Source organism: Nocardia gipuzkoensis (assembly GCF_021183645.1).
GTDB classification, from domain to species: domain Bacteria; phylum Actinomycetota; class Actinomycetes; order Mycobacteriales; family Mycobacteriaceae; genus Nocardia; species Nocardia abscessus.
Genome location: NZ_CP089225.1, coordinates 5,106,686 through 5,129,084, shown reverse-complemented (window position 1 = coordinate 5,129,084; position 22,399 = coordinate 5,106,686). Strand labels below are relative to the sequence as shown.

The 22,399-nt window shown below is 69.9% G+C and carries 18 protein-coding genes; 6 read left to right on the top strand and 12 right to left on the bottom strand.

All coding sequences use genetic code 11. The features are described 5' to 3' along the window. Nucleotides 1–56: 56 nt before the first annotated feature. The 4 genes from LTT66_RS23210 to ftsY form a co-directional block, all read right to left on the bottom strand. On the bottom strand, nucleotides 57–2,543 hold the full coding sequence (locus LTT66_RS23210; protein WP_408638665.1) for a [protein-PII] uridylyltransferase: 2,487 nt from the start codon (nucleotides 2,541–2,543) through the stop codon (nucleotides 57–59). A gap of 65 nt (nucleotides 2,544–2,608) precedes the next feature. Further along, nucleotides 2,609–2,947, bottom strand: a complete 339-nt coding sequence (locus tag LTT66_RS23205) for a P-II family nitrogen regulator (protein WP_039799550.1) — start codon at nucleotides 2,945–2,947, stop codon at nucleotides 2,609–2,611. Between the two features lie 5 nt (nucleotides 2,948–2,952). Continuing rightward, nucleotides 2,953–4,332 carry an ammonium transporter gene (locus LTT66_RS23200; RefSeq protein WP_233060645.1) on the bottom strand — a complete coding sequence of 460 codons (1,380 nt, stop codon included), beginning with the start codon at nucleotides 4,330–4,332 and terminating at the stop codon, nucleotides 2,953–2,955. A gap of 354 nt (nucleotides 4,333–4,686) precedes the next feature. After that, complete coding sequence (gene ftsY / locus LTT66_RS23195) at nucleotides 4,687–6,234, bottom strand: signal recognition particle-docking protein FtsY (protein WP_233060643.1); 1,548 nt, start codon at nucleotides 6,232–6,234, stop codon at nucleotides 4,687–4,689. Nucleotides 6,235–6,427: 193 nt separating this feature from the next. Between ftsY and LTT66_RS23190 the strand changes: the two genes are divergently transcribed. Further along, the gene (locus LTT66_RS23190; RefSeq protein WP_019048221.1) at nucleotides 6,428–6,817 is read left to right on the top strand and encodes a DUF2237 family protein; all 390 of its coding nucleotides are present in this window, start codon (nucleotides 6,428–6,430) and stop codon (nucleotides 6,815–6,817) included. Between the two features lie 129 nt (nucleotides 6,818–6,946). On the opposite strand, the gene LTT66_RS23185 is transcribed toward LTT66_RS23190, so the two are convergent. Then, nucleotides 6,947–7,720 (bottom strand): TetR/AcrR family transcriptional regulator, encoded by a 774-nt coding sequence (locus LTT66_RS23185; protein ID WP_233060641.1) that lies wholly within the window; start codon nucleotides 7,718–7,720, stop codon nucleotides 6,947–6,949. 107 nt (nucleotides 7,721–7,827) lie between these two features. Here LTT66_RS23185 and LTT66_RS23180 point away from each other — a divergent pair, with 107 nt between their 5' ends. Further along, the gene (locus LTT66_RS23180) at nucleotides 7,828–8,745 is read left to right on the top strand and encodes an NmrA family NAD(P)-binding protein (RefSeq protein WP_233060639.1); all 918 of its coding nucleotides are present in this window, start codon (nucleotides 7,828–7,830) and stop codon (nucleotides 8,743–8,745) included. Between the two features lie 185 nt (nucleotides 8,746–8,930). Here the strand turns inward: LTT66_RS23180 and smc are convergent, their stop codons facing one another. Next, nucleotides 8,931–12,551, bottom strand: coding sequence for a chromosome segregation protein SMC (gene smc, locus LTT66_RS23175; RefSeq protein WP_233060637.1), 3,621 nt, complete (start codon nucleotides 12,549–12,551; stop codon nucleotides 8,931–8,933). 420 nt (nucleotides 12,552–12,971) lie between these two features. Here smc and LTT66_RS23170 point away from each other — a divergent pair, with 420 nt between their 5' ends. Then, on the top strand, nucleotides 12,972–14,627 hold the full coding sequence (locus LTT66_RS23170; RefSeq protein ID WP_233060635.1) for a hypothetical protein: 1,656 nt from the start codon (nucleotides 12,972–12,974) through the stop codon (nucleotides 14,625–14,627). A 58-nt stretch (nucleotides 14,628–14,685) separates the two neighbouring features. On the opposite strand, the gene LTT66_RS23165 is transcribed toward LTT66_RS23170, so the two are convergent. After that, nucleotides 14,686–15,111 carry a DUF1707 SHOCT-like domain-containing protein gene (locus tag LTT66_RS23165; RefSeq protein ID WP_233060634.1) on the bottom strand — a complete coding sequence of 142 codons (426 nt, stop codon included), beginning with the start codon at nucleotides 15,109–15,111 and terminating at the stop codon, nucleotides 14,686–14,688. Nucleotides 15,112–15,341: 230 nt separating this feature from the next. Here LTT66_RS23165 and LTT66_RS23160 point away from each other — a divergent pair, with 230 nt between their 5' ends. Together LTT66_RS23160 and LTT66_RS23155 are read left to right on the top strand one after the other, a co-directional pair. Beyond that, on the top strand, nucleotides 15,342–16,427 hold the full coding sequence (locus LTT66_RS23160) for an S-(hydroxymethyl)mycothiol dehydrogenase (RefSeq protein ID WP_233060632.1): 1,086 nt from the start codon (nucleotides 15,342–15,344) through the stop codon (nucleotides 16,425–16,427). Beyond that, on the top strand, nucleotides 16,421–17,050 hold the full coding sequence (locus LTT66_RS23155; RefSeq protein ID WP_233069361.1) for an MBL fold metallo-hydrolase: 630 nt from the start codon (nucleotides 16,421–16,423) through the stop codon (nucleotides 17,048–17,050). The genes LTT66_RS23160 and LTT66_RS23155 overlap by 7 nt, the downstream gene beginning before the upstream one ends. A 48-nt stretch (nucleotides 17,051–17,098) precedes the next feature. Here LTT66_RS23155 and LTT66_RS23150 read toward each other — a convergent pair whose 3' ends face one another. Genes LTT66_RS23150 through LTT66_RS23135 form a run of 5 tightly spaced genes read right to left on the bottom strand, consistent with a single transcriptional unit; the run spans nucleotide 17,099 to nucleotide 22,079 of the window. After that, nucleotides 17,099–17,968: a potassium-transporting ATPase subunit C gene (locus tag LTT66_RS23150; protein ID WP_233060630.1), complete on the bottom strand. Its 870-nt coding sequence runs from the start codon at nucleotides 17,966–17,968 to the stop codon at nucleotides 17,099–17,101. 1 nt (nucleotide 17,969) lies between these two features. After that, the gene (kdpB, locus tag LTT66_RS23145; RefSeq protein ID WP_233060628.1) at nucleotides 17,970–20,126 is read right to left on the bottom strand and encodes a potassium-transporting ATPase subunit KdpB; all 2,157 of its coding nucleotides are present in this window, start codon (nucleotides 20,124–20,126) and stop codon (nucleotides 17,970–17,972) included. A gap of 1 nt (nucleotide 20,127) precedes the next feature. After that, nucleotides 20,128–21,798 (bottom strand): potassium-transporting ATPase subunit KdpA, encoded by a 1,671-nt coding sequence (gene kdpA / locus LTT66_RS23140; protein ID WP_233060625.1) that lies wholly within the window; start codon nucleotides 21,796–21,798, stop codon nucleotides 20,128–20,130. Then, nucleotides 21,799–21,846: a potassium-transporting ATPase subunit F gene (locus LTT66_RS37475; protein ID WP_408638866.1), complete on the bottom strand. Its 48-nt coding sequence runs from the start codon at nucleotides 21,844–21,846 to the stop codon at nucleotides 21,799–21,801. 35 nt (nucleotides 21,847–21,881) lie between these two features. Next, nucleotides 21,882–22,079, bottom strand: a complete 198-nt coding sequence (locus LTT66_RS23135) for a hypothetical protein (protein ID WP_233060624.1) — start codon at nucleotides 22,077–22,079, stop codon at nucleotides 21,882–21,884. A 183-nt stretch (nucleotides 22,080–22,262) separates the two neighbouring features. Between LTT66_RS23135 and LTT66_RS37120 the strand changes: the two genes are divergently transcribed. Then, nucleotides 22,263–22,388: a hypothetical protein gene (locus LTT66_RS37120; RefSeq protein WP_269821966.1), complete on the top strand. Its 126-nt coding sequence runs from the start codon at nucleotides 22,263–22,265 to the stop codon at nucleotides 22,386–22,388. The last annotated feature ends 11 nt before the right edge of the window (nucleotides 22,389–22,399 follow it).

Below are 22,399 nucleotides of genomic sequence, written 5' to 3'. Positions count from 1 at the left end.
GGCGTTCAGTTGCAGCAAATATCTCGCAACAGATTGGTCACCGGAGAAATCCGCAGCTAGTTGGCATTTTCCGACCCTGTCCCGCCCTCATCAGGGGCTTTGGGCGCAGTCCTGGGAACCACCGCGAGGACCGCCTTCTCGATCGCTTCCCGGCGAGCGGGACCGTCCTCGGTACCCAGCTCCAGGCAGAAACTGTCGACCACCGCGGACCCCATCGTGACCACCTTCGCCCATCGCACGTCGGCTCCACAGCCGGCCAATTCGGCGGCCAAGCGGCTGAGCATCCCGATCCGGTCCTCGGCGCGCAACTCCAGGATCACCTGTCCCGGCACCGAGGTGTCCGACCAGAGCACCCTGGGCGCGGCCTGCGCGTACCGGCTCCGGCCGATGGTGCTCGCCTCGCGCTCGCGTTTGGCCAGCGCCGCGGACACGTCCAGATCGCCTGCCGTGGCGCGGATCAGTTCCTGCCGCAACAGACCCGGGTCCGGCGGGTCGCCGAACTTGGGCGCGACGACGAAGGTGTCCACCGCGGCGGCGCCTTCGACGCCGAGCGCGGCCGACAGCACCCGCAGTGAATGCAGCGCGAGCACACCGGCTGCGTCGGAGAGCAGTCCCGGGTTGTCCGGCGCGATGACGGTCACCGTGTACGTGTGTTTGCTCTCACCCGGCTTCAGGTCCACGTGCACCCCGCCCGCCCTGGCCTTCTCGACCAGTTCCGGCGCGATCGGCTCCGGCGTCGGCAGCTGGTCACCCGCCATCACCATCCGGCACCGCCGGACCAGCTCCCCGATCAGCGAGGCCTTCCAGTCGCCCCACACGCCGGGGCCGGTGGCCAGCGAATCCGCCTCGGCCAGCGTGTGCAGCAGTTCCAGCAGCTGCGGATCGGCGTCGAGCGCGGTGACGACGTAGCGCACCGTCTCCGGATCGGACAGGTCGCGCCGGGTGGCGGTTTCCGGCAGCAGCAGGTGATGGCGGACGATCGCGCTGAGGGTCCGCACGTCCGAGGGCCACAGACCGAGCCGGCGGCCGATGTGGGTGGCGAGTTCGGCGCCGACGACGCTGTGATCGCCCGCGCGGCCCTTGCCGATGTCGTGCAGCAGCGCGCCGAGGGCGAGCAGGTCGGGGCGGGCCACCCGGGTGCTGAGCGCGGAGGCGTAGGCGACCGTCTCCATGAGATGGCGATCGACGGTCCAGATGTGCAGGACGTCGCGCGGCGGCAGGTCGCGCACGGCGCCCCACTCCGGCAGCAGCCTGCCCCACAGGCCCGTGCGGTCCAGCGCCTCGATCGCGTCGATGGTGCCGCGGCCCGCGCCCAGCAGGATCAGCAAGTCGTTGAGGGCGTCCTTGGGCCACGGCTCGCGTAGCTCCGGCGCGTCCTCGGAGAGCCGGTTCAGCGTGGTGGCCGACATCGGCAGGCCGGTCTGCGCCGACGCCGCCGCCACGCGCAGGATCAGCCCGGGGTCACGCTGAGGACGGGCGTCCCTGGCCAGCACCACTTCGCCGGCATGTTCGACCACCCCTTCGTCCAGCGGCCTGCGCACCGGCATGCGGCGCAGGCGGGCCAGTCCCCGCCGCGGGAGCGCGTTGGCCGCGGTGCGCAGCCCGACGTCCACGGAGTAGCTGACCGTGCGCGCCGAATCGCTCAGGGTGCGAGCCAGATCGAACCGGTCGCCGATGCGCAGCGCCGCGCCGATCTCGTCGGCGTCCTGCGCCCGCAACTGGTCGCGGGACCGGCCCGCGACGCGATGCAGTTCGGTGCGCACGTCCAGCAGGCGCCGGTGGGCCTGCTTCAATCCGCCGCCCGGCACGTCCGGCCCGAGTCCGGGCATGGCGTCGGTCAGCTGGGCGATGGCCAGCGCGTCCAGCAGCTGGATGTCGCGCAGGCCGCCGCGCCCGTTCTTCAGATCCGGCTCGGCGCGGTGCGCGATCTCGCCGTTGCGCTCCCACCTGGCCTGGGCCTGGGCGATGAGCTCGTCGAAGCGGGAGCGGATGCCGGTGCGCCACTCCCGGCGCACGCCGCCGATCAGCAGATTGCTCAGATCCTGGTCGCCGACGATGTGCCTGGCCTCGAGCATGCCGAGCGCGGCGATGAGATCGTCGGCGGCCACCCGCAACGCCTGCGGCACGGTCCGCACACTGTGGTCGAGTTTGATGTGCGCGTCCCACAGCGGATACCAGAGCTGGTCGGCGACCTCGGCCACCCGGGCCGGGTCGACGTCGTCGTGCAGCAGCACCAGGTCCAGATCGGAGAACGGCAGCATCTCGCCGCGGCCGAGACCGCCGACGGCCACCACGGCCAAACCGCTGTCGGGGGCGATGCCGAGTTCGGCGCCCTTGCTCGTCAGCCAGAGTTCGTAGAGGTCCACCAGGGCCTGGCGCAGCGACCTGGCGTCCAGCCGGGGATTGCGCGGCAGGCCTCCGTCGAGCAGTTGGGTGCGTGCCCGGACCAGGTCGGCCGCCCCGTTGGACACCTTGCCGTTGCCTTCTTCGGTGCCCTTCGGGTCACCGTCGTACTGACTAGCCACAACCCACCGCCCATTCATGCGCGCGGCCCCGCCCCAACCGGGAGCTCCGGTAGGAGCGGGGCCGCCGCTCGACTCGATTTCCGCTACAGCGCGTCGGTGCCGCGTTCGCCGGTTCGCACCCGGATGATCGCCTCCACCGGGGTGACCCAGACCTTGCCGTCGCCGATCTTGCCGGTGCGGGAGGCCTCCACGATCACCTCCACCACCTTGTCGACGGACGCGTCGTCCACGACGACCTCGACGCGGACCTTCGGCACGAAATCGACCGAGTACTCGGCGCCGCGGTACACCTCGGTGTGCCCCTTCTGCCTGCCGTACCCTTGGACTTCGCTGACGGTCATGCCCAACACACCCGCCTGCTCGAGACCGGACTTGACATCCTCGAGCGTGAACGGTTTGACGATTGCGGTGATCAGTTTCATGTTCGTCATGCCTCCTTGACGGCCGAACGTGCCGTGCTACCCAGAGCGGCGAAGTCGTAGGCGGTTTCCGCGTGCTCGGACTCGTCCAAGCCCACCGACTCGGCTTCCTCACTCACGCGCAGCCCAATGGTGAACTTCACGATATAGGCAATGATCAGCGTCGCGATGAAGGAGAAGACAAGTACCACACCGGCACCCACCGCTTGCCGCCACAGCTGATCGAATCCACCGCCGTAGAACAGACCGGTCTTGGCCGCACCCGCCTCGGGCGCCGCGACGAAACCGACCATCAAAGTGCCGACGATGCCACCGACCAGGTGCACGCCGACCACGTCGAGCGAGTCGTCGAAACCGAACTTGAACTTCAGGCCGACCGCGAGGGCGCACAGCGCGCCCGCGACGGCGCCGATGGCGAGCGCGCCGAGCACGTTCACCGAGGAACACGACGGGGTGATGGCGACCAGCCCGGCCACGATGCCCGAGGCCGCGCCCAGCGAGGTGGGCTTGCCGTCACGGATCTTCTCCACCAGCAGCCAGGCCAGCATGGCGGCGCAGGTCGCGATGGCGGTGACGATGAAGGTCGAACCCGCGAGGCCACCGGAGGTCACCGCGGAACCGGCGTTGAAGCCGAACCAGCCGAACCACAGCAGACCGGCGCCGAGCATGACGAACGGCAGGTTGTGCGGACGGAACGGGGTCGTCGGCCAGCCCTTGCGCTTGCCCAGCACCAGCACCAGGGCCAGACCGGCCGCACCGGCGTTGATGTGCACCGCCGTGCCGCCGGCGAAGTCGACCGCGAGCAGCTTGTTGGCGATCCAGCCACCCTCGTGCACGACGTTGCCGTCGGCGTCCTTGACGTCGAAGTCGAACACCCAGTGCGCGACCGGGAAGTAGACCACCGTGGCCCAGATGCCCGCGAACAGCAGCCACGCGCTGAACTTCATGCGGTCGGCGACCGCGCCCGAGATGAGGGCAACCGTGATGATGGCGAACATCAGCTGGAAGGCGACGAAGACGGTCGCCGGAATCGTGCCCGCGAGCGGGATGTTCACCGCTTCGGTGGTGACGACGCCTGCCGCGTCCTTGACCTCGGCGACGGAGTTGCCACCGATCAGGCCCTTCAAGCCGAAGAACTGCGTCGGGTCACCGATCACGCCGAATTTGTTGTCGCCGAAGGCCGTCGAGTATCCGTACAGCGACCACAAAACGCCGACCAGACCCATGGCGCTGACGCTCATCATGATCATGTTGAGCACGTTCTTCGACCGGACCATGCCGCCGTAGAAAAAAGCCAGGCCCGGCGTCATCAGCAACACCAGCGCCGAACTCACCAGCAGCCATGCGGTGTCACCGGTATCCGGTGCACCGGTAAGTGGAAAAGCCACCTTAATGTCCTCCTCATCTCGGGCCCCGCCGATTCCGGCAAATGGACCTGAACAGAAGGGTCCTCACTCGGTGTTTCATCCGTAGAGCTGTCGTGTTTCACCTACGTGAACGGATGGCGCAGCTGTGTTGCCACCACGTTTCGTCACGTGCACCGGAGGTTTCCCGGCCCGGTGAGCACGACATTCCGGAAACCGGACATTCGTTACCGAGGAGCCGGAGTCGGCAAACATCTGGGGTGTGATCCCCCTCGCACCGCGGCGGGCCCGCGATCATCGACCGCGGGCCCGCCCGCCACGTACCCGAACACCACGGGCGGCAACCGCTTTCGACAGCGCCGCCGAGTGATCATGACTTCAGCCCAGCAGCGCGTCCACGAACGCGGCGGGCTCGAACGGGGCCAGATCGTCGGCGCCTTCCCCGAGCCCGACCAGCTTCACCGGCACACCCAGTTCGTGCTGGACCTGGAAGACGATGCCGCCCTTCGCCGTCCCGTCCAGCTTGGTGAGCACGACGCCGGTGATGTCTACCACTTCGGCGAACACCCTGGCCTGGGTCAGCCCGTTCTGCCCGACGGTCGCGTCCAGCACCAGCAGGACCTCGTCGACGGCCGCCTTCTTCTCCACGACGCGCTTGACCTTGCCCAGTTCGTCCATCAGGCCCGTCTTCGTGTGCAGGCGACCGGCCGTGTCGATGAGCACCACGTCGACGCCGCGCTCGACGCCCGCCGCCACCGCGTCGAACGCGACCGCGGCGGGGTCGGCGCCCTCGCGGCCGCGGACGGTGTCCGCGCCGACCCGCTCGCCCCAGGTCTGCAACTGGTCGGCGGCCGCGGCACGGAAGGTGTCGGCCGCGCCCAGCAGCACACGGCGTCCGTCGGCGACGAGTACCCGGGCGAGCTTGCCGGTGGTGGTGGTCTTCCCGGTGCCGTTCACGCCGACCACCAGCAGGATCGACGGGTGATCCGGATGCGGCAGCGCGCGCACCGAGCGGTCCAGCTCCGGGCGCAACTGCTCGATCAGCACGTCACGCAGCACGGCGCGAGCCTGGTCGGTGGTGCGCACGCTGCGCGCGGCCATTTCGGCGCGCAACCGGGCGACGACGGCCGTGGTGCTCGCGGTGCCGAGGTCGGCGAGGACGAGGGTGTCCTCCACCTCTTCCCACGAGTCGTCGTCCAGGTCACCGCCGCCGAGCAGGCCGAGCAGGCTCTTGCCGACCGCGTTCTGCGAGCGCGACAGCCGTCCGCGCAGGCGGACCAGGCGGCCCTCGGTGGGCTCGATCTCCTCCAGCGCGGCGGGCGCCTCGACGCCCGCGGGCGTGTCGGGAGCGACGACCTCGGTGGTGGTCACACCGGCGCCGGTCTCGGCGGTGACCGGCTCGGCGGTGACCGGCTCGGCGGTCACGTCCGTGACGTCGGTCTCCTCGGCGGTGACCGGCGCTGTCTCGGCGACCCGGCTCTCCGGCGACGCCGTCTCGCCGGCGGTGGGCGGTGCTGCCTCGGCCGTCGAGGAGTCCGTCTCGGGTTCGGTGGGCTCGGTGGTGGGCTCGGCGGCACCGGAAGCGGGGGGCGCCTCGGCGACGTCCGCCTCCGGCAACGGAACGTTGGTGATGCCGCGCTTGGGCGCGTCGCGCGGGATCGCGGCGTCGTCGCCGACGTGCGGCTGTCCTTCGGTGTCGGTGCGCTCGACCGGTCGCGGTTCGGTCGCCGTGCCGCCCCGGCTGAAGTTGAATCCGCCGGAGGCGGTATAGCCGCCGGAACGGTCGGTCACCTCCTTCTCCTGCGTAGGCGGAGTCAGCGACACGCGGCCGCGCTTGTACCGGACGAAACCGGCGACGAGCACGACGAGCAGCAGCGCGGCGACCGCGGCGATCAGGATCCAGACTTCGGGACTCACGCGAACCATCCTTGCAGACCGACCGTCACGGGATGGGCCCCGAGCCGCACCCGGTGCGCGAGTCGCCAAGCCGCGCCGACGGCCGGAGCTCGGCGAACACCGCGCGTGCGGCGCCAGGGACGCGCCCGGGCGGGCACCGACACAGCCCTCCAGATTTCTTGTCCTGCGGAACTTCTCGCGAAGGGACAATAGGATCGGCGACGTGACCGATCGAAACGTGCTTGGGGGGCCGCTGGAAGAGTGCGGCACCGATCCTCTCACCGGCTTCTACCGGGACGGCTGCTGCAGTACGGGGCCGGAGGATCTGGGCAGCCACACTGTGTGCACCGTCGTCACGGCAGAGTTCCTGGAGCATCAAGCGTCCATCGGCAACGATCTGAGCACGCCGCGCCCGGAGAACAACTTCCCCGGCCTGCAGCCGGGCGATCGCTGGTGCGTGGTGGCGGTGCGCTGGCTGCACGCGCACGAGGACGGCGTCGCCGCGCCGGTGGTGCTCGCGGCCACGCACGAGAACGCCCTGGAAGTGATCTCGATGGACATCCTGCGCAAGTACGCCGTGGACGTGCCGGACGATGTCAGCGACCTGCTCTGAGCAACCTGTGACCCGCTCTCCGGCTCGCGGCGCGCGCCGTCCGGACCACCGGCTCGCACCATCAGGCCGCGTAGTGTCCGATCGGCTGTGGCGCAGTAGAGAACCACATGGCGCAAATGCGCCGTTCCATTAGGAAGCCGCCGCGACCCGCCGACGATGGGCCTTCTGGCGGCATGCCGCCGAGCAATACTTGGCTCGGCGTCCCGTCTCCGAGCGGCGCACCGCCGCGCGACAGACGGGGCAGCGGTCGTCCGAGGTTTCGTTACGATCGGCCGATTCGTTACGACTTTCGGCGTCGGCAGCCTGTTTCGTCACTCCCGGATCACCCGCCCGCGCGCGCAGCGCGTCCAGCACGATCGCCGCGCTGCGGTCCACACTCCCCTGGGATTTCCGGAGCTGTTGAATCGCAACGCATCCGGTGAAGATCGCCAGCACGTCGTCGAGCTCGATGTCGGCGCGGACCGCGCCCTCGCGCTGAGCCGCGACCAGCAGGGCTTCCAGCGCGCGGTGGAAACGCACGCCCGCGCTCCGCAACAGCGCGCGCGGCCAGCCGTCATCGGACTGGACCATGTCGCACATCGCCTTGTTACCCGGTGTCGTGGCGATCACCGCAGTACAGAAGTCGAAGAACGCGGCACCGGGATCGGCTGCGCCGAGATGGTCGGCGGCGAGTTTCGCCAATCGGTCGATCCGCTGCTGCAGCACAGCTTCCAGCAGATCGGCCTTTGTCGGGAAGTGGCGATAGACGGTGCCCGCGCCGACCCCCGCCCTGCGGGCGACCTCGGCGAGCGACACCGAGGCGCCCTGCTCGGCGAAGGCGCGTTGCGCGGCGGCCAGCACGAGGGCGCGATTACGCCGGGCATCGGCTCGCGACAGCCCGGCCGGGGCGATCGATGTGGTCATTTCGTTACGGCCTTCCGCTGAGCGACCTGGTCAATCGGGTCGAGCCACCCGTATCGTCCGAATCCGGGTTATCCGGCCCGATTCTAACGAGCAAGAGAAGGCGGAGCATGTCCCCTCAGCACAACCTCATCCTGGTCACCGGAGCCACCGGACAGCAGGGCGGCGTGACCGCCCGCAGCCTGTTGGCGGACGGCAGGGCGGTGCGCGCGATGGTTCGCGACGCGCAGGCGCCCGCCGCACAGGACTTGGCCGCGGCGGGTGCGGAACTCGTCGTCGCCGACTTCGACGCCCCGGAGACCTTGCCCGCGGCGCTGGCCGGTGTCACCGGGCTGTTCCTGGTCCCGCCCGCCGCGTACAGCCCGCAGGGCTGGGATGTCGACTTGGAAGCCGCGCGCGGACAAGCGGTCGTGGACGCGGCGCGCGAGGCCGGCGTGCGGCAGATCGTGTTCACCGGCATCGCCTCGATGGGCGACAACGCCTCGTGGGGCGCGACGGGCAAGCAGCGCATCGAAGACGCCGTCATCGCCAGCGGCGCCCGCTACACCCTGCTGCGCCCGGTGCGCTTCATGGAGAACTACCTGCTGCGCACGTCACCGGTCGACGGCATCATCGACGGTGTACACCGGCATCTGTTCCCGGCCGAAGGGCCGATGAAGGTCATCGCTCTCGCGGATATCGGCGATATCGCCGCTGCGATCTTCGCCGACCCGGAGCGATTCCACGGACGCGTCCTCGAACTCGCGGGCGACGTGCTGGTCCCGCCCGCGGCCGCCGCGGCGATCAGCGCGGCGACCGGCCACCCGGTCCGCTATCACGAGGTCGGCGAAGCCGACGCGGACGCGCTCGGCCCGGAGATCGGCAACACCTGGCGCCTGATGCGCCATACCGGCGGCTGGCGCGCGGACGTCGAGGAGATCCGCGAAATCCATCCCGGACTGCGGACGTTCGACACTTGGCTCGCCGAAACCGGTGCGGCCCGGATCAAAGCGCTGCTGGACAACGAAAAAGCGACTGCTACCCGGTAATTCACCTTCGAGCGGCCTGCTCGCACGGCTGATCCGTGCGTGACCGGCCGCCGTCGCACACAGCGGGCAGCGCGCACCGGACAACACCTTCGCGCTGCTCGCAGGGGTATTCCGCGGCCGGGCGTACCGCCGACACGGTGGTACGCCCGCGCAGAAGATCCGATCGTGCTCGACGCGGGTGACGCTCAGCCCGCCGCGCCGACCGGGGCCAGGTTCTCCCCGCGCAGCCGCTGGGAGATCACCTGGGTGATGCCGTCGCCGCGCATGCTGACGCCGTAGAGCGCGTCGGCGATCTCCATCGTCGGCTTCTGGTGCGTGATGACGATCAGCTGGCTCTTCTCCCGCAGTTGTTCGAACAGGCCGATCAGGCGGCGCAGGTTGGTGTCGTCCAATGCCGCTTCGACCTCGTCCATCACGTAGAACGGTGACGGGCGGGCACGGAAGATGGCCACCAGCAACGCCACCGCGGTCAGCGACTTCTCCCCGCCGGACAGCAGCGACAATCGCTTGACCTTCTTGCCCGGGGGGCGGGCCTCCACTTCGATGCCGGTGGTGAGCATGTCCGAGGGGTCGGTGAGCAGCAACCTGCCCTCGCCGCCGGGGAACAGTTTCGCGAACACCTCGACGAACTCGCGCTCGACATCGGCGTAAGCCTCGGTGAACACCTGCAGGATGCGGGCGTCGACTTCGGCGACCACCTCCAGGAGGTCCTTGCGCGCGCTCTTGACGTCCTCGAGCTGGGTGGCCAGGAAGTTGTAGCGTTCCTCCAGCGCCGCGAACTCCTCCAGCGCGAGGGGATTCACCTTGCCCAGGGTGGCGAGGTCCTTCTCCGCGCGCTTGGCCCGCCGCTCCTGGGTCTGCCGGTCGTAGGGCATCGGGGCGGGTTCGCTGACCTGTTCGCCTCGCTCCTTGGCCTGCTCGTACTCCTGCATCTCCAGCGCCGAGGGCGGCAGCGGCACGTCCGGGCCGTACTCGGCGATCAGGTCGTCCAGCGCGATGCCGAACTGCTCGGCGATATTCGCCTCCAGCTGTTCGATGCGCAGCGCCGCCTGCGCCTTGGCGACCTCGTCGCGGTGCACCGCGTCGGTGAGCTGGGACAGCTGCGCGGTGAGCGCGCGCACCCGCTCCTTCACCTGCTCGACCTGTGCGGCGCATTCCGAGCGCCTGCGCACCAGCTCGTCCCGGCGGCCGCCCGCCTCAGCGACGACCTGCTCCAGCTCGGCGGCGACCTTCGCGCCGGATTCGGCGACCGCGGCGGCCACCTCCGCCGCCTTCTTGCGCGCGGCCTGGGCGCGCTCGGCGCGAGCCCGGGTCTCCCGCTCGGCGCGCGCGGCACGGCGCAGCGAGTCCGCCTTGCCGCGCACCGATTCAGCCCGTTCCTCGGCCGTGCGTACGGCGAGCCGGGCCTCGACCTCCATCGCCCGCGCCTCGGCCAGCGCGGCCGCCGCCTCCTCCCGCGCGCGGCCCGCGGACTCGGTGCCCGCCGCCCCCGCGCCGTCGGCGTCGTCCTCGGACTGTTCGAGTTCCGCGTGCCGCAGGCGATCCTCCAGTTCGGCGAGCGAGGCGAGCGCCTCTTCCCGGCTCGCCTCGGCGTCGTCGCGCTGGCCCAGCAGCCGCTCGCTCTCCGCGTGCGCGGTGCGTGCGGTCTGGCCGAGCCTGGCGAGCCGCTCGTAGATCGCCACCAGTGCCTGATCGGATTCGTGCAGGGCGAGCAGCGCCTGGTCGACGGCGTCCTTGCGATCGGCCTGCTCTTCCAGCGCGCCGGACAGCGCGGCCTCGAGTTCCTCGGCGCGCCGCTGCGCCGCGACCAGCTCCGCCTCGGCGGCGTCGATGTCGGCTTGGATCTCCAGCTGGCTGGGCGCGCGATCGGAACCGCCCAGCAGCCAGCCGTTTCCGGCGAGGTCGCCGTCGCGGGTGACCACGCGCAGGTCGGGCCGCGCCGCGACCAGCGCACGGGCGGCGGGCAGATCGTCGGCCACGGCGATGCCCACGGTCAGCGCGGCGATCGCGCCGCGCACCGTGTCGGGGCACTCCACCACGTCGACCAGCCAGCGGGCCCCGCCGGGCAACGCGCCCTGCTGCGGCCGCTCGGCGCTCGCGGTGCCGAACACCACGGCGGCGCGGCCACCGTCAGCGTCCTTGAGCGCCTGGATCGCGGCGTGCGCGGACTCGCCGGTGTCGGCGGCGACGGCATCGGCCAGCGGACCGAGCGCGGCCGCGACCGCCGCCTCATAGCCGCCGTGCACGCGCAGCAGGCCGGACAGCGGACCGAGCAACCCCTGTTCGCGGTGCTCCACCAACCAGGCGACACCGTCCCGGCGGGCCAGGTTCATCCCGAGCGCCTCGATCCGCGCACTCAGCGACGCGACCCGCTTGCTCGCGTCGCGGTCCTGCTCACGCAGTTCGGTGACGCGCTGATCGGCCAGTTCGAGGGCCTGCACCGCGTGTTCGTGCTGGGTGTCCAGTCCTGCCTCGCCCGCGTCGAGTTCCGCGAGTTCGCCCTGCACCGTGTCGAATTCGACCTGCGCGGCCTCGCCGCGGTGGCGGGCGTCGGCGATGGCGACGGACAGGCGCGCGATCTCCGCGTCCACCGATTGCGCCTTGGCCCGCAGGGTGTCCACCTTGCCGGACAGCCGCGCCACTCCTTCCCGCCGGTCCGCGATCGCCCGCACCGCGGCCAGGTGCGCCTGCTCGGCGGCCTTGGCGGCGTGCTCGCGTTCGGCCAGCTGGTCCCTGGCAGCTTCCAGCGTCTCGGCGGCCATCTCGACCGCCTCGCGCAGCTCGGCCTCCTCGGCCTCCACCCGGTCGGCCTCCGCCTCCAACTGCTCGGGGTCACGGCCGGTGCCGACCGGGGCGGCGGTGTCCAGGTGCCGCGCCCGGTCACCCGCGATGCGGATGGTCGCGTTCACTCGCTCGGCCAGCGCGGAGAGCTGGAACCAGATCTGCGCGGCGGCCTCGGCGCTCGGGGTCAGCCTGGACAGCTGGAATTCCTGCTGTGCCAGCGCCGCGTTGGCGGCGTCCAGCTCGGAGTGCACGGTGATCTGCTGCTCGCGCGCGTATGCCTCCTTGCTCTGCTGACTGGCCAGCTCCTCGCGGCGTGTGACCAGGTCGTCGGCGGCCAAGCGCAGCCGGGCGTCGCGCAGGTCGGCCTGTACGGTCTGTGCCCTGCGGGCCACCTCGGCCTGCCTGCCCAGCGGTTTGAGCTGGCGGCGCAGTTCGGTGGTGAGGTCGGTCAGGCGGGCCAGATTGGCCTGCATGGCCTCCAGCTTGCGGACCGCCTTCTCCTTGCGCTTGCGGTGCTTGAGCACACCGGCGGCCTCTTCGATGAACGCGCGGCGGTCCTCCGGGCGCGACTCCAGAATGGCCGACAGCTGCCCCTGCCCCACGATGACGTGCATCTCGCGGCCGATGCCGGAGTCGCTGAGCAATTCCTGCACGTCCATCAGGCGGCAGGAGCTGCCGTTGATCTCGTATTCGCCCGCGCCGTCGCGGAACATGCGCCGGGTGATGGACACCTCGGCGTAGTCGATCGGCAGCGCGCCGTCGGAGTTGTCGATGGTCAGCGTGACCTCGGCGCGGCCGAGCGGGGCACGGCCCGCCGTGCCCGCGAAGATCACGTCCTGCATCTTGCCGCCCCGCAGCGCCTTCGCACCCTGCTCGCCCATCACCCAGGTGAGCGCGTCGACGACGTTCGATTTGCCCGATCCGTTCGGACCGACCACACACGTGATGCCGGGCTCCAGCCGCAGCGTCGTCGAGGACGCGAAGGACTTGAAGCCCTTCAGCGTCAGACTCTTCAGGTGCAAGTTCGACGACCTTTCCGTGTTCTGCCCGGTCGGCGTTCCGCGTGGTCGAGCCAGCGCGTCCGGCGACCAGTCATGGTATCCGTCGCGTGCGGGGACCCGACCGGGCCCGACGATGCACGCGGCCGGGTAGCGGTTCGGCGGTATCCGTAGGTTATCTACTCGTCCCCGGTTCGCGCGCATTTCGATGTGCCCGAAGTTTGCCCGCATCGCCGATCTCGCCGTGTGCCGCACCAGGGCGGCGGATCGGAGCGAGCACGGCGGATCGCCGCGTCGTCACGCGGCCGAACCCGCGTACCCGGCTGACCGCACTCCCTTCTGCCGCCGCCGATCGAGGCGGTCTCGAACTGGCACTGACGCCGGGCCCTCCCGGCACATACGATCCCTCTGATTCGCCAGCGGAACGTTCGGGAGCGCACCACGATGTCTGCCCCCTCACCAGGGACAAGCACGCGGTTCCGCCTTGCCCGCATCACGGGACTGGTACTCGGCAGCCTGGTGTTCCTGCACGCCTGTGAGCGCAGCAAGAGCACGCTGCTCGGCGATGTCCGGGTGGAGGTGGCGATCGCGGCCGCTCTCGGTGCGGCGGCTCTGGCCGCGGGGTGGTTCGAGATCAAGCTGCGGGCGCGGGAGGAGGACGCCGACCCGTCATGGGACGATGCCGAGCCGGACGAAACCCCCAGTCCTGGGAATTTTCCCGATCGATCCCGGCGGTCCGCTCACGCGGCCTACCCCGGACACGCCCGAGCCGGGCACACCCGACCCGCCACGCGACCGGCGCCCACGACGCACCTCGAAGACGACGACCAGCCCGAATCCCCCGAGCTCTCGGGCCGCGCCGACCTCGTCGCGGGGATTGCGCGGACATTGCGGATCACCCGCCCCGGCGTGACGGGTGAACGACCGCAGCTGCCCGCGTTGAGCGCGATGACGAAATGGATGCGCCGGGTCGAGCCCGGCGAGGACATCGATCCGGACGAGGGCGACGACGAGGTCGAGCAGATCACCCATACCGAGACCGGCGAGCTCGTCATCGAGTCCAGCACGCGAACGGTGCGTGCCAAGATCGCCCGCTCCGGCGACCTCGTCGTGCACGGCCGCGCGCACGGCGGTCCACATCCTCGGTCGGAATGGAAGTGGACATTCCAGCCGGAGACCTTCCCCGCCATCCGCAACGCACTCGGCGACGGGCCCGGCGACCTGCTCGATCTGCTCGAGGACACCATTCCGTGGCTGGACGCCGGTGCGCGCCACGACCCGGGCGCGTGGCTGCGCGCCCACGACATCCCGGCCACCTACCGGGAGAAGGGCGTCAGCGCCACACAGGTCACCCGCGAACTTCCGGTGCTCCAGCCGGGACCGCCCCGCGCAGGCGGCTCCCGGCGGAAGCCTTCTCACGACGCACCCGGCACCCGGACCGCGCGGACGTCCACTGGCGACGAGCGTGCCCGGCGGGAACGACCCGCGGCTGGCGCACGATCCCCAGAGCCCCTGCCCGCCCGCCGCGAGACCCGCTCCGCCGAGCGCGGAGCCGCCGACCCGCAGCTGTCGTCCCGGCGCACCGATCCCGGGCGACGGACGCGCGGCGACACGTCCCGATCTACCGGACAACGGAGCCGTTCGTCCGACGACTACGGTTCGCCGACGCCTTCACGCCGACGGCACAACGAGCCCGCGCCCAGCGATCGGTATCCCCGCTCCGGCACGGAGGATTCCTCCCCGTTCGCCCGCCCGACACCCGGCCGTCCGGATCTGCCGAGACGCAGGCACCGGGACATCGCCGACGACCAGCGCGACACGCGCCACGACGCCGGAGGTCCGGAGGGGTACGACGACACCCGTCGGCCGCGAGCGAGTCGGCAGTCCGGGCGGAACTCCCAGCCGTCCCCGGACTTCGAGCCCGGGACCGGCCGACGAGAGCGGCCCGATGCCCCGTACCGCGACCGACCGGCGCCGCCGGACCGAGGCGCGGAACGAACCCACGATCAACCTCCACCCGGCCGCCGCCATCGCGGGGACGAACGGCCACGACGCGATACTCCGTCCGCCCAGGAGCACACCTCCCGGCGTGGGTGGTAGGGCACCAAAAGAGGCGCTGTCACCCGGCAATCCGGGTGACAGCGCCGGTGAACGAGGCTCAGCTCGCGCGGTGGGTGAATCGGCCGTTCTCGAAGCCGGCCACCATACGGAACGCGAGGACGGCGCCCCACGGGCCGATCACCCACATCGGCCAGAAGTAGGTGAAGGCGCCGACGCCGAGCGAGATCGCGGCCCAGATCACGAGCACCAGCACGCTCACGGCGAGCCAGGTGCTGCCCTCGATGCGCTGCCAGATCGGCATGCGCGGGCGGGCGGACGCGGGGGCGGCCGACTCTTTGTCGAGCTCGGGCAGATCGGACAGCACCGAGCGCAGGTCGTCGCGGTCGGTGGTGGCGTACACCTGGGCGACGCGCTCGTCGTACTCGGGCAGATCGATGCGCCCGTCTGCCATGTGCCTGCCGAGCAGGCGCACCACGGCGTCGCGTTCGGCGTTCGAGGCGCGGGTGCCGGTGGAGATGTCCATGCCTGGTCCTATCGACGGTTCCACCCTCCATAGTGGAATATGACCCCAGCATAACCCTCCAAAGTGGAATGTCAACCTCCGGAACGACTCGCGGTCGAAAGTCGCGACTCGCCGCGCCGCGGCGGTAATGTTCACATTGTCAGGAACAGCTGTATGGACAGCTGTTCAGAATTGCGGATCGGCCGTGCGGCCGACGCCGCGGCATCAGTGAACGCGCCGAGGAGGCAGAGGTGTCGGAAACCGTCCGCGGGGTCGTGGCCCGCAGCAAGGGCGCACCGGTCGAGATCGTCGACGTGGTGATCCCCGATCCGGGACCGCACGACGTAGTGGTCCGGGTGCAGGCCTGCGGGGTCTGCCACACCGACCTGCACTATCGCGAGGGCGGGATCAACGACGAATTCCCGTTCCTGCTCGGCCACGAGGCAGCGGGCGTGGTGGAGACCGTGGGCGCCGCGGTCACCCACGTGGCGGAGGGCGACTACGTGATCCTCAACTGGCGCGCGGTCTGCGGCGAGTGCCGGGCGTGCAAGCGGGGCCGTCCCTGGTACTGCTTCGACAGTCGCAACGCGAGCCAGAAGATGACGCTCACCGACGGGACCGAACTGACACCCGCGCTGGGCATCGGGGCGTTCGTCGACAAGACCTTGGTGCACGAGGGCCAGTGCACCAAGGTCGATCCGGAAGCCGACCCCGCGGTGGCCGGCCTGCTCGGCTGCGGCGTGATGGCGGGCATCGGCGCGGCGATGCACACCGGCAACGTCTCCACCGGCGACACCGTCGCGGTGATCGGCTGCGGCGGCGTCGGCGACGCGGCGATCGCCGGGGCACGGCTGGCCGGGGCCGCGACCGTCATCGCCGTGGACCGAGACGCCCGGAAACTGCGCTGGGCCACCGACTTCGGCGCCACGCACACGATCGACGCGACCACCGAGGACGTGGTCGAGAAGATCCAGGAATACACCGGCGGCTGGGGCGCCGACGTCGTCATCGACGCGGTCGGGCGCCCGGAGACGTGGAAGCAGGCGTTCTACGGCCGCGATCTGGCGGGCACGGTGGTTCTCGTCGGCGTGCCGACTCCGGAGATGACCATCGACATGCCGCTGCTCGATCTGTTCTCGCGCGGCGGCGCGCTGAAATCGTCCTGGTACGGCGACTGCCTGCCGGAACGCGACTTCCCGACCCTGATCGACCTCTTCCGCCAGGGACGGCTGCCGCTGGACCGGTTCGTCACCGAACGCATCGGGCTCAACCAGGTGGAGCAGGCCTTCGCCAAGATGCACACCGGCGACGTGCTGCGCTCGGTGGTGATCTGGTGACCATCCGCATCGACCGCGTCGTCACCTCCGGCACCTTCGCCCTCGACGGCGGTACCTGGGCCGTGGACAACAACATCTGGCTGGTCGGCGACGACGACGAGGTGGTCGTGATCGACGCCGCCCACGACGCCGACCCGATCGTCGCCGCGGTCGCCGGTCGCGCCGTGCGCGCGATCGTGTGCACCCACGGACACAACGATCACGTGACGGTCGCGCCCGAACTCGCCGAGCGCCTCGACGCGCCGGTCCTCCTGCATCCCGCCGACGAGCCGCTGTGGCGCATGACCCACCCGGAAGCCGCCTACCGACCACTCGCGGGAGGCGAGCGAATCCCATTGGCGGACACCGAAATCAGTGTCCTACACACGCCCGGCCACTCCCCCGGGTCGGTCGCACTGCATCTGCCCGCGGCCACGGCGGTGTTCACGGGGGACACGTTGTTCGCGGGCGGACCCGGCGCAACGGGCCGCTCGTTCTCCGATTTCGGCACGATCATCGAGTCGATCCGCGAGCGCCTGCTGACGCTGCCCGAGGAAACCACCGTGCACACCGGCCACGGTGACTCCACCACCATCGGCGCGGAGAAACCGCACCTCGCCGAGTGGATCGCTCGAGGCCACTGAGCACCGCGGGCGATCGGATTCGATCGCCCGCGGTCGTTCGCGCGAAGGCTAGCCGCGGTACGGGTAGCGCCGGTCCAGATCCAGGTTCAAGCCCAGGACATCGACCCGCGGCTCGCCGAGGAATCCCAGGGTTCGACCGCGGGTGTGCTCGTCGACCAAGGCGCGCATCTGCTCCTCGGTCACGCCGCGCGCCTTCGCGACGCGCGACACCTGGATGGCCGCGTACTCCGGAGAGATATGCGGATCGAGCCCACTGCCGCTCGCGGTGACGGCATCCGCGGGCACCACCGGGTCGGCGGGAGCGTCACCGCGAATCGGCACGGCGCGGCCCACGGAGTAGTCCTGCCCGGCCTCGGCGCATTCGACCCGCACCCCGCGATAGGTGCCGAGGAACGGCTGCGCGGGGCACGTCTCGTTGACGCTGACGACCTGCACCGGATGTGCGACATCGCCGTCGGCCTCGCGCGGACCGATTACCGAGAGCACGGCGCCCACACCATCTTTCGTGCAGTACGGACGGGTGCCGTCGACCCCCTCACGGTCGCCGATCTCCTTGCTCCGCGCGCACACGGTGGTGAGCAGGCTCGGGCGTGCCGCGGTGTCCACGATGTCCTCCGGTCCGAGATTGCTCGCCGCGGTGGACATCGGGTCGTAGCCGTCGCCCGCGGCCGACGGGCGGCTCTGGAAGTACCACACCAGGGCCGCGCCGTCGGCGTCGGCGAACGATTGCCCGATGAGGCTGGAGCCCACGGTCGTTCCGTTGGCGTCGACCAGTGATCCGTCCGCCTTCTCGCGCAGCCCCGGCAACTGGGCGACCGCGAAAACCGCGAGAGGATAGACGATCCCGGTGATCGCCGTGAGCACGAGCAACGCGCGCAATGCGGCGAGATGCTGCCGGATCCAGGTTGAAAAGCGCATGTCAGGACATCCCGGGGAGGAATTGGACCACGAGGTCGATGAGTTTGATACCGAGGAACGGCGCGATGATGCCGCCCAGCCCATAGACGGTCAGGTTGCGGCTCAACAACTTCGACGCGTTCGACGGCCGGTAGCGCACGCCGCGCAGCGCGAGCGGGATGAGCGCCACGATGACGAGGGCGTTGAAGATCACCGCCGACAGGATCGCCGACTGCGGACTGGCCAGGCGCATGACGTTGAGCAGGTCCAGACCGGGGAACAGCGTCACGAACAGCGCCGGGATGATCGCGAAGTACTTGGCGATGTCGTTGGCGATGGAGAACGTGGTCAGCGCGCCTCGGGTGATGAGCAACTGTTTGCCGATCTCCACGATCTCGATCAGCTTGGTCGGATCCGAGTCCAGATCGACCATGTTGCCCGCCTCTTTGGCGGCCGAGGTACCGGTGTTCATGGCGACGCCCACATCGGCCTGCGCCAGCGCGGGTGCGTCGTTGGTGCCGTCACCGGTCATCGCGACCAGGCGTCCGCCCTCCTGCTCCCGCTTGATCAGGGCCAGCTTGTCCTCCGGGGTCGCCTCCGCCAGGAAGTCGTCGACCCCGGCTTCGTCGGCGATGGCCTTGGCGGTCAACGGGTTGTCGCCGGTGATCATCACCGTCCGGATGCCCATCCGGCGCATCGCGTCGAACCGCTCCCGCATGCCCTGCTTGACCACGTCTTTGAGGTGGATCACGCCGAGCACGTCCGCCGATCCGTCCGCCACCCGGCCGACGACCAGCGGAGTGCCGCCCGCCGCGGCGATCCCGTCCACGGTCGCGCCGAGTTCACCTGGCACCGAACCGCCGTGGGCTCGCACCCATTCGGTGACCGCGCTCGCCGCCCCCTTGCGCAGCAGGCGGCCATCGATGTCGACGCCCGACATCCGGGTCTGCGCGGTGAACTCGACCCAGTGTGCGTGGATCAGTTCGCCCGGCGTCCGCTCCCGCAGCCCGTACGCCTGTTTGGCGTAGACCACGATGGAGCGACCCTCGGGAGTCTCATCCGCCAAGCTGGAAAGCTGTGCGGCGTCGGCCAATTCGTCTCCGCTCACGCCCGGTACCGGGACGAAGTCCGCGGCCTGACGATTGCCGAGGGTGATGGTGCCGGTCTTGTCCAGCAGCAGGGTGTTCACGTCCCCGGCGGCCTCGACGGCGCGCCCGGACATGGCGAGCACGTTGCGCTGCACCAGCCGGTCCATGCCCGCGATGCCGATGGCCGACAGCAGCGCGCCGATGGTCGTGGGAATCAGGCACACCAGCAACGACACCAGCACGATGCCGGTCACGCCGTGCCCGTCCAGCGCCGAGGTGTCCGGCACCCCCGGGTTGTTCGCCTTGCTGAAGATCGCCATCGGCTGCAGGGTGACGACCGCGAAGACGAAGATGATCGTCAGCGCGGCGAGCAGGATGTTCAGCGCGATCTCGTTCGGCGTCTTCTGCCTGCTCGCGCCTTCCACCAGCGCGATCATCTTGTCGATGAAACTCTGGCCCGGTTCCTGGGTCACCCGCACGACGATCCGGTCCGACAGCACGGTGGTGCCGCCGGTCACCGCCGATCGGTCTCCGCCGGATTCCCGGATCACCGGGGCGGATTCACCCGTGATCGCCGACTCGTCCACCGAGGCGATGCCTTCCACCACGTCGCCGTCACCGGGGATCACCTCCCCGGCTTCGACCACGACGTGATCGCCGCGCCGCAGCTGGGGCGCGGCAACCGATTCCTCGACCACCCGCGCGCCCGGCGACCAATCGACCAGCCGCCGCGCGATGGTGTCGGTCTTGGCTTTGCGCAGCGTATCCGCTTGCGCTTTGCCCCGGCCTTCGGCGACGGCCTCGGCCAGGTTCGCGAAGATCACGGTGAGCCAGAGCCACACGACGATCGCCCAGGCGAAAAAGGTCGGGTCCACCAGCGCGAGAATGGTCGACCACACCGCGCCCAGTTCGACGATCAGCATCACCGGGTTGCGCCACAGGGTGCGTGGATCGAGCTTGCGCACCGCGTCCGGCAGCGCGGTCAGCAGCAGCTTCGGGTCGAGCACTCCACTCGGGACGCTCGTGCCCCGCCGCGGCCGCGCGAGCACGGGCCGCGCGGCGACGTTCTCATCAATGACGGGACTGGGCATATCAGTGGATTCCTTCGGCGAGCGGCCCGAGCGCGAGCGCGGGCAGGAAGGTGAGCGCGACCAGGATCACCGTCACGCCGACGACCATGCCGACGAACTGCGGCCGGTGCGTCGGCAGCGTGCCGATCGACTCGGGCGTGGTGCCTTGCCGCGCCAGCGAACCGGCCAGGGCGAGCACGAAGATGATCGGCAGGAAGCGGCCGAAAAGCATCGCCAGACCCAGCGCGGTGTTGTACCACTCGGTGTTGCCGGTCAGGCCCGCGAACGCCGAGCCGTTGTTGTTGGCCGCCGAGGTGAAGGCGTAGAGCACCTCCGACAGACCGTGCGGGCCGGAGTTCAGCATGCTCGCGCGCTGACCGGGCAGCGCCATGGCCACGGCCGTGCCCACCAGCACGATCAGCGGGCTGATCAGGAAGTACGACGCGGCGAGCTTGATCTCACGCGGCGTGATCTTCTTGCCCAGGTACTCCGGTGTGCGCCCGACCATGAGGCCCGCGACGAACACCGTGATCACCGCAAGGATCAGCATGCCGTACAGACCCGACCCGGTGCCGCCCGGCGCGACCTCGCCCAGCTGCATGTCGAACATCGCCATCAGGCCGCCGAGGCTGGTGTAGGAGTCGTGGAACGAGTCGACCGCACCGGTGGAGGTCAGTGTGGTCGAGGCGGCGAAAGTGGCCGAATTCGAGACACCGAAGCGCTGTTCCACTCCTTCCATCGAGGCGCCTATCGCGGTCGGCACGGTGCCGTGGTGCTGCAGCTGGAACAGGTTGGTCAGCGTGACGCTGATCAGTGCGATCGTCCCCATCACCGCGACGATCGCATAGCCCTGCTTGCGGCTGCCCACCATCCGGCCGAAGGTGCGGGGCAGCGAGAAACTGATCACCAACAGCAGGAAGATCTCCACCCAATTGGTCCACGCGTTCGGATTTTCGAAGGGGTGCGCGGAGTTGGCGTTGTAGAAGCCACCGCCGTTGGTGCCGAGCTCCTTGATCACCTCTTGGCTGGCGACCGGGCCGCCCGTAATCGCCTGCTGGGTGCCGTTCAGGGTCTGCGCCACCTGATCGTGCAGTCGGAAATTCTGGATCACACCGCCCGCCACCAGCACCAGCGCGAACACGAACGCGATCGGTAGCAGGATGCGCAGCGTGCCGCGCACCAGGTCCACCCAGAAGTTGCCGAGGTCGCCGGTGTGCCTGCGGGCGAACCCGCGCACCAGCGCCACCGCCACCGCCATGCCGACGGCCGCCGAGACGAAGTTCTGCACCGCCAGCCCGGCCATCTGCACCAGGTGCCCCTGGGTGGACTCACCGGAGTAGTTCTGCCAGTTCGTGTTGGTCACGAAGCTGACCGCGGTGTTCCAGGCCAGCGCGGGCGTCATCTCGGTGCCGGGATCGTTCAGGTGCAGCGGCAATCTGTCTTGCAGGAGTTGGAAGAAGAACAGGAAGAGAATGCCGACCGCGGAGAAGGCCAGGACGCTGCGTGCGTACACCGGCCACGGCTGCTCGACGTCGGGTTGCGCCCCTATCGCGCGGTAGACGAGGCGTTCGGCGCGAGAATGCCGGCGTCCCTCGTACACCCGGTACATGTAGTCGCCCAGCGGCACGTGCACCAGCGCGAGCGCCAGGATCAAGGCCACCACGAAAGCCATCCCGGCGGTTGTCGTGCTCACTCAGAACCTCTCGGGGAACAGCAGCGCCGCGATCAGGTAGACGGCCACGCCGACGGCCAGAACCAAACCGATCAGATTCGCGGTCACAACTTCTCCACCCCGCGCTGGACCAGCCCGAGCAGCGCGAACGCCGCCACGGTGAGCGCGGTGAACACCACGACCGACATCACTCGACAACCTCCATCCGCGCGCCATGCTTCGGCGCGACAGAGCGAGTGAAGCGCCCATCCGGCCTTTCCGGTCGCTTCCTGACGACTTCTTGACGCCCCGATCCACGGCATTTGCGGTTCGTTGACACCCCGGCAGGGTCCGCAAGTAACGCGTCAAGGTATCCGGGTGAACCGTCAACACACCGTAAAAATCGAGGTCCGCGGGTGCGACGAAGGTAGAAGTGGAGAGCCGGCCAGGCCGGGAACGCCGGGGCGGCCGGTGCGTCACCCGCCGGGCGGGAAGAGAGGATCGTCATGTCGGCAGTAGCCGTAGTCGTCTTGTTCGTCTGCTGCGCGCTGATCATCCGCGCGCTCGGAGCCCGCGAGCAGGCCCACGCCCGCCAGGCCGTAGTGATCGAGGCGAACCATGCGCGGCGGTGACGTGCGAGTGG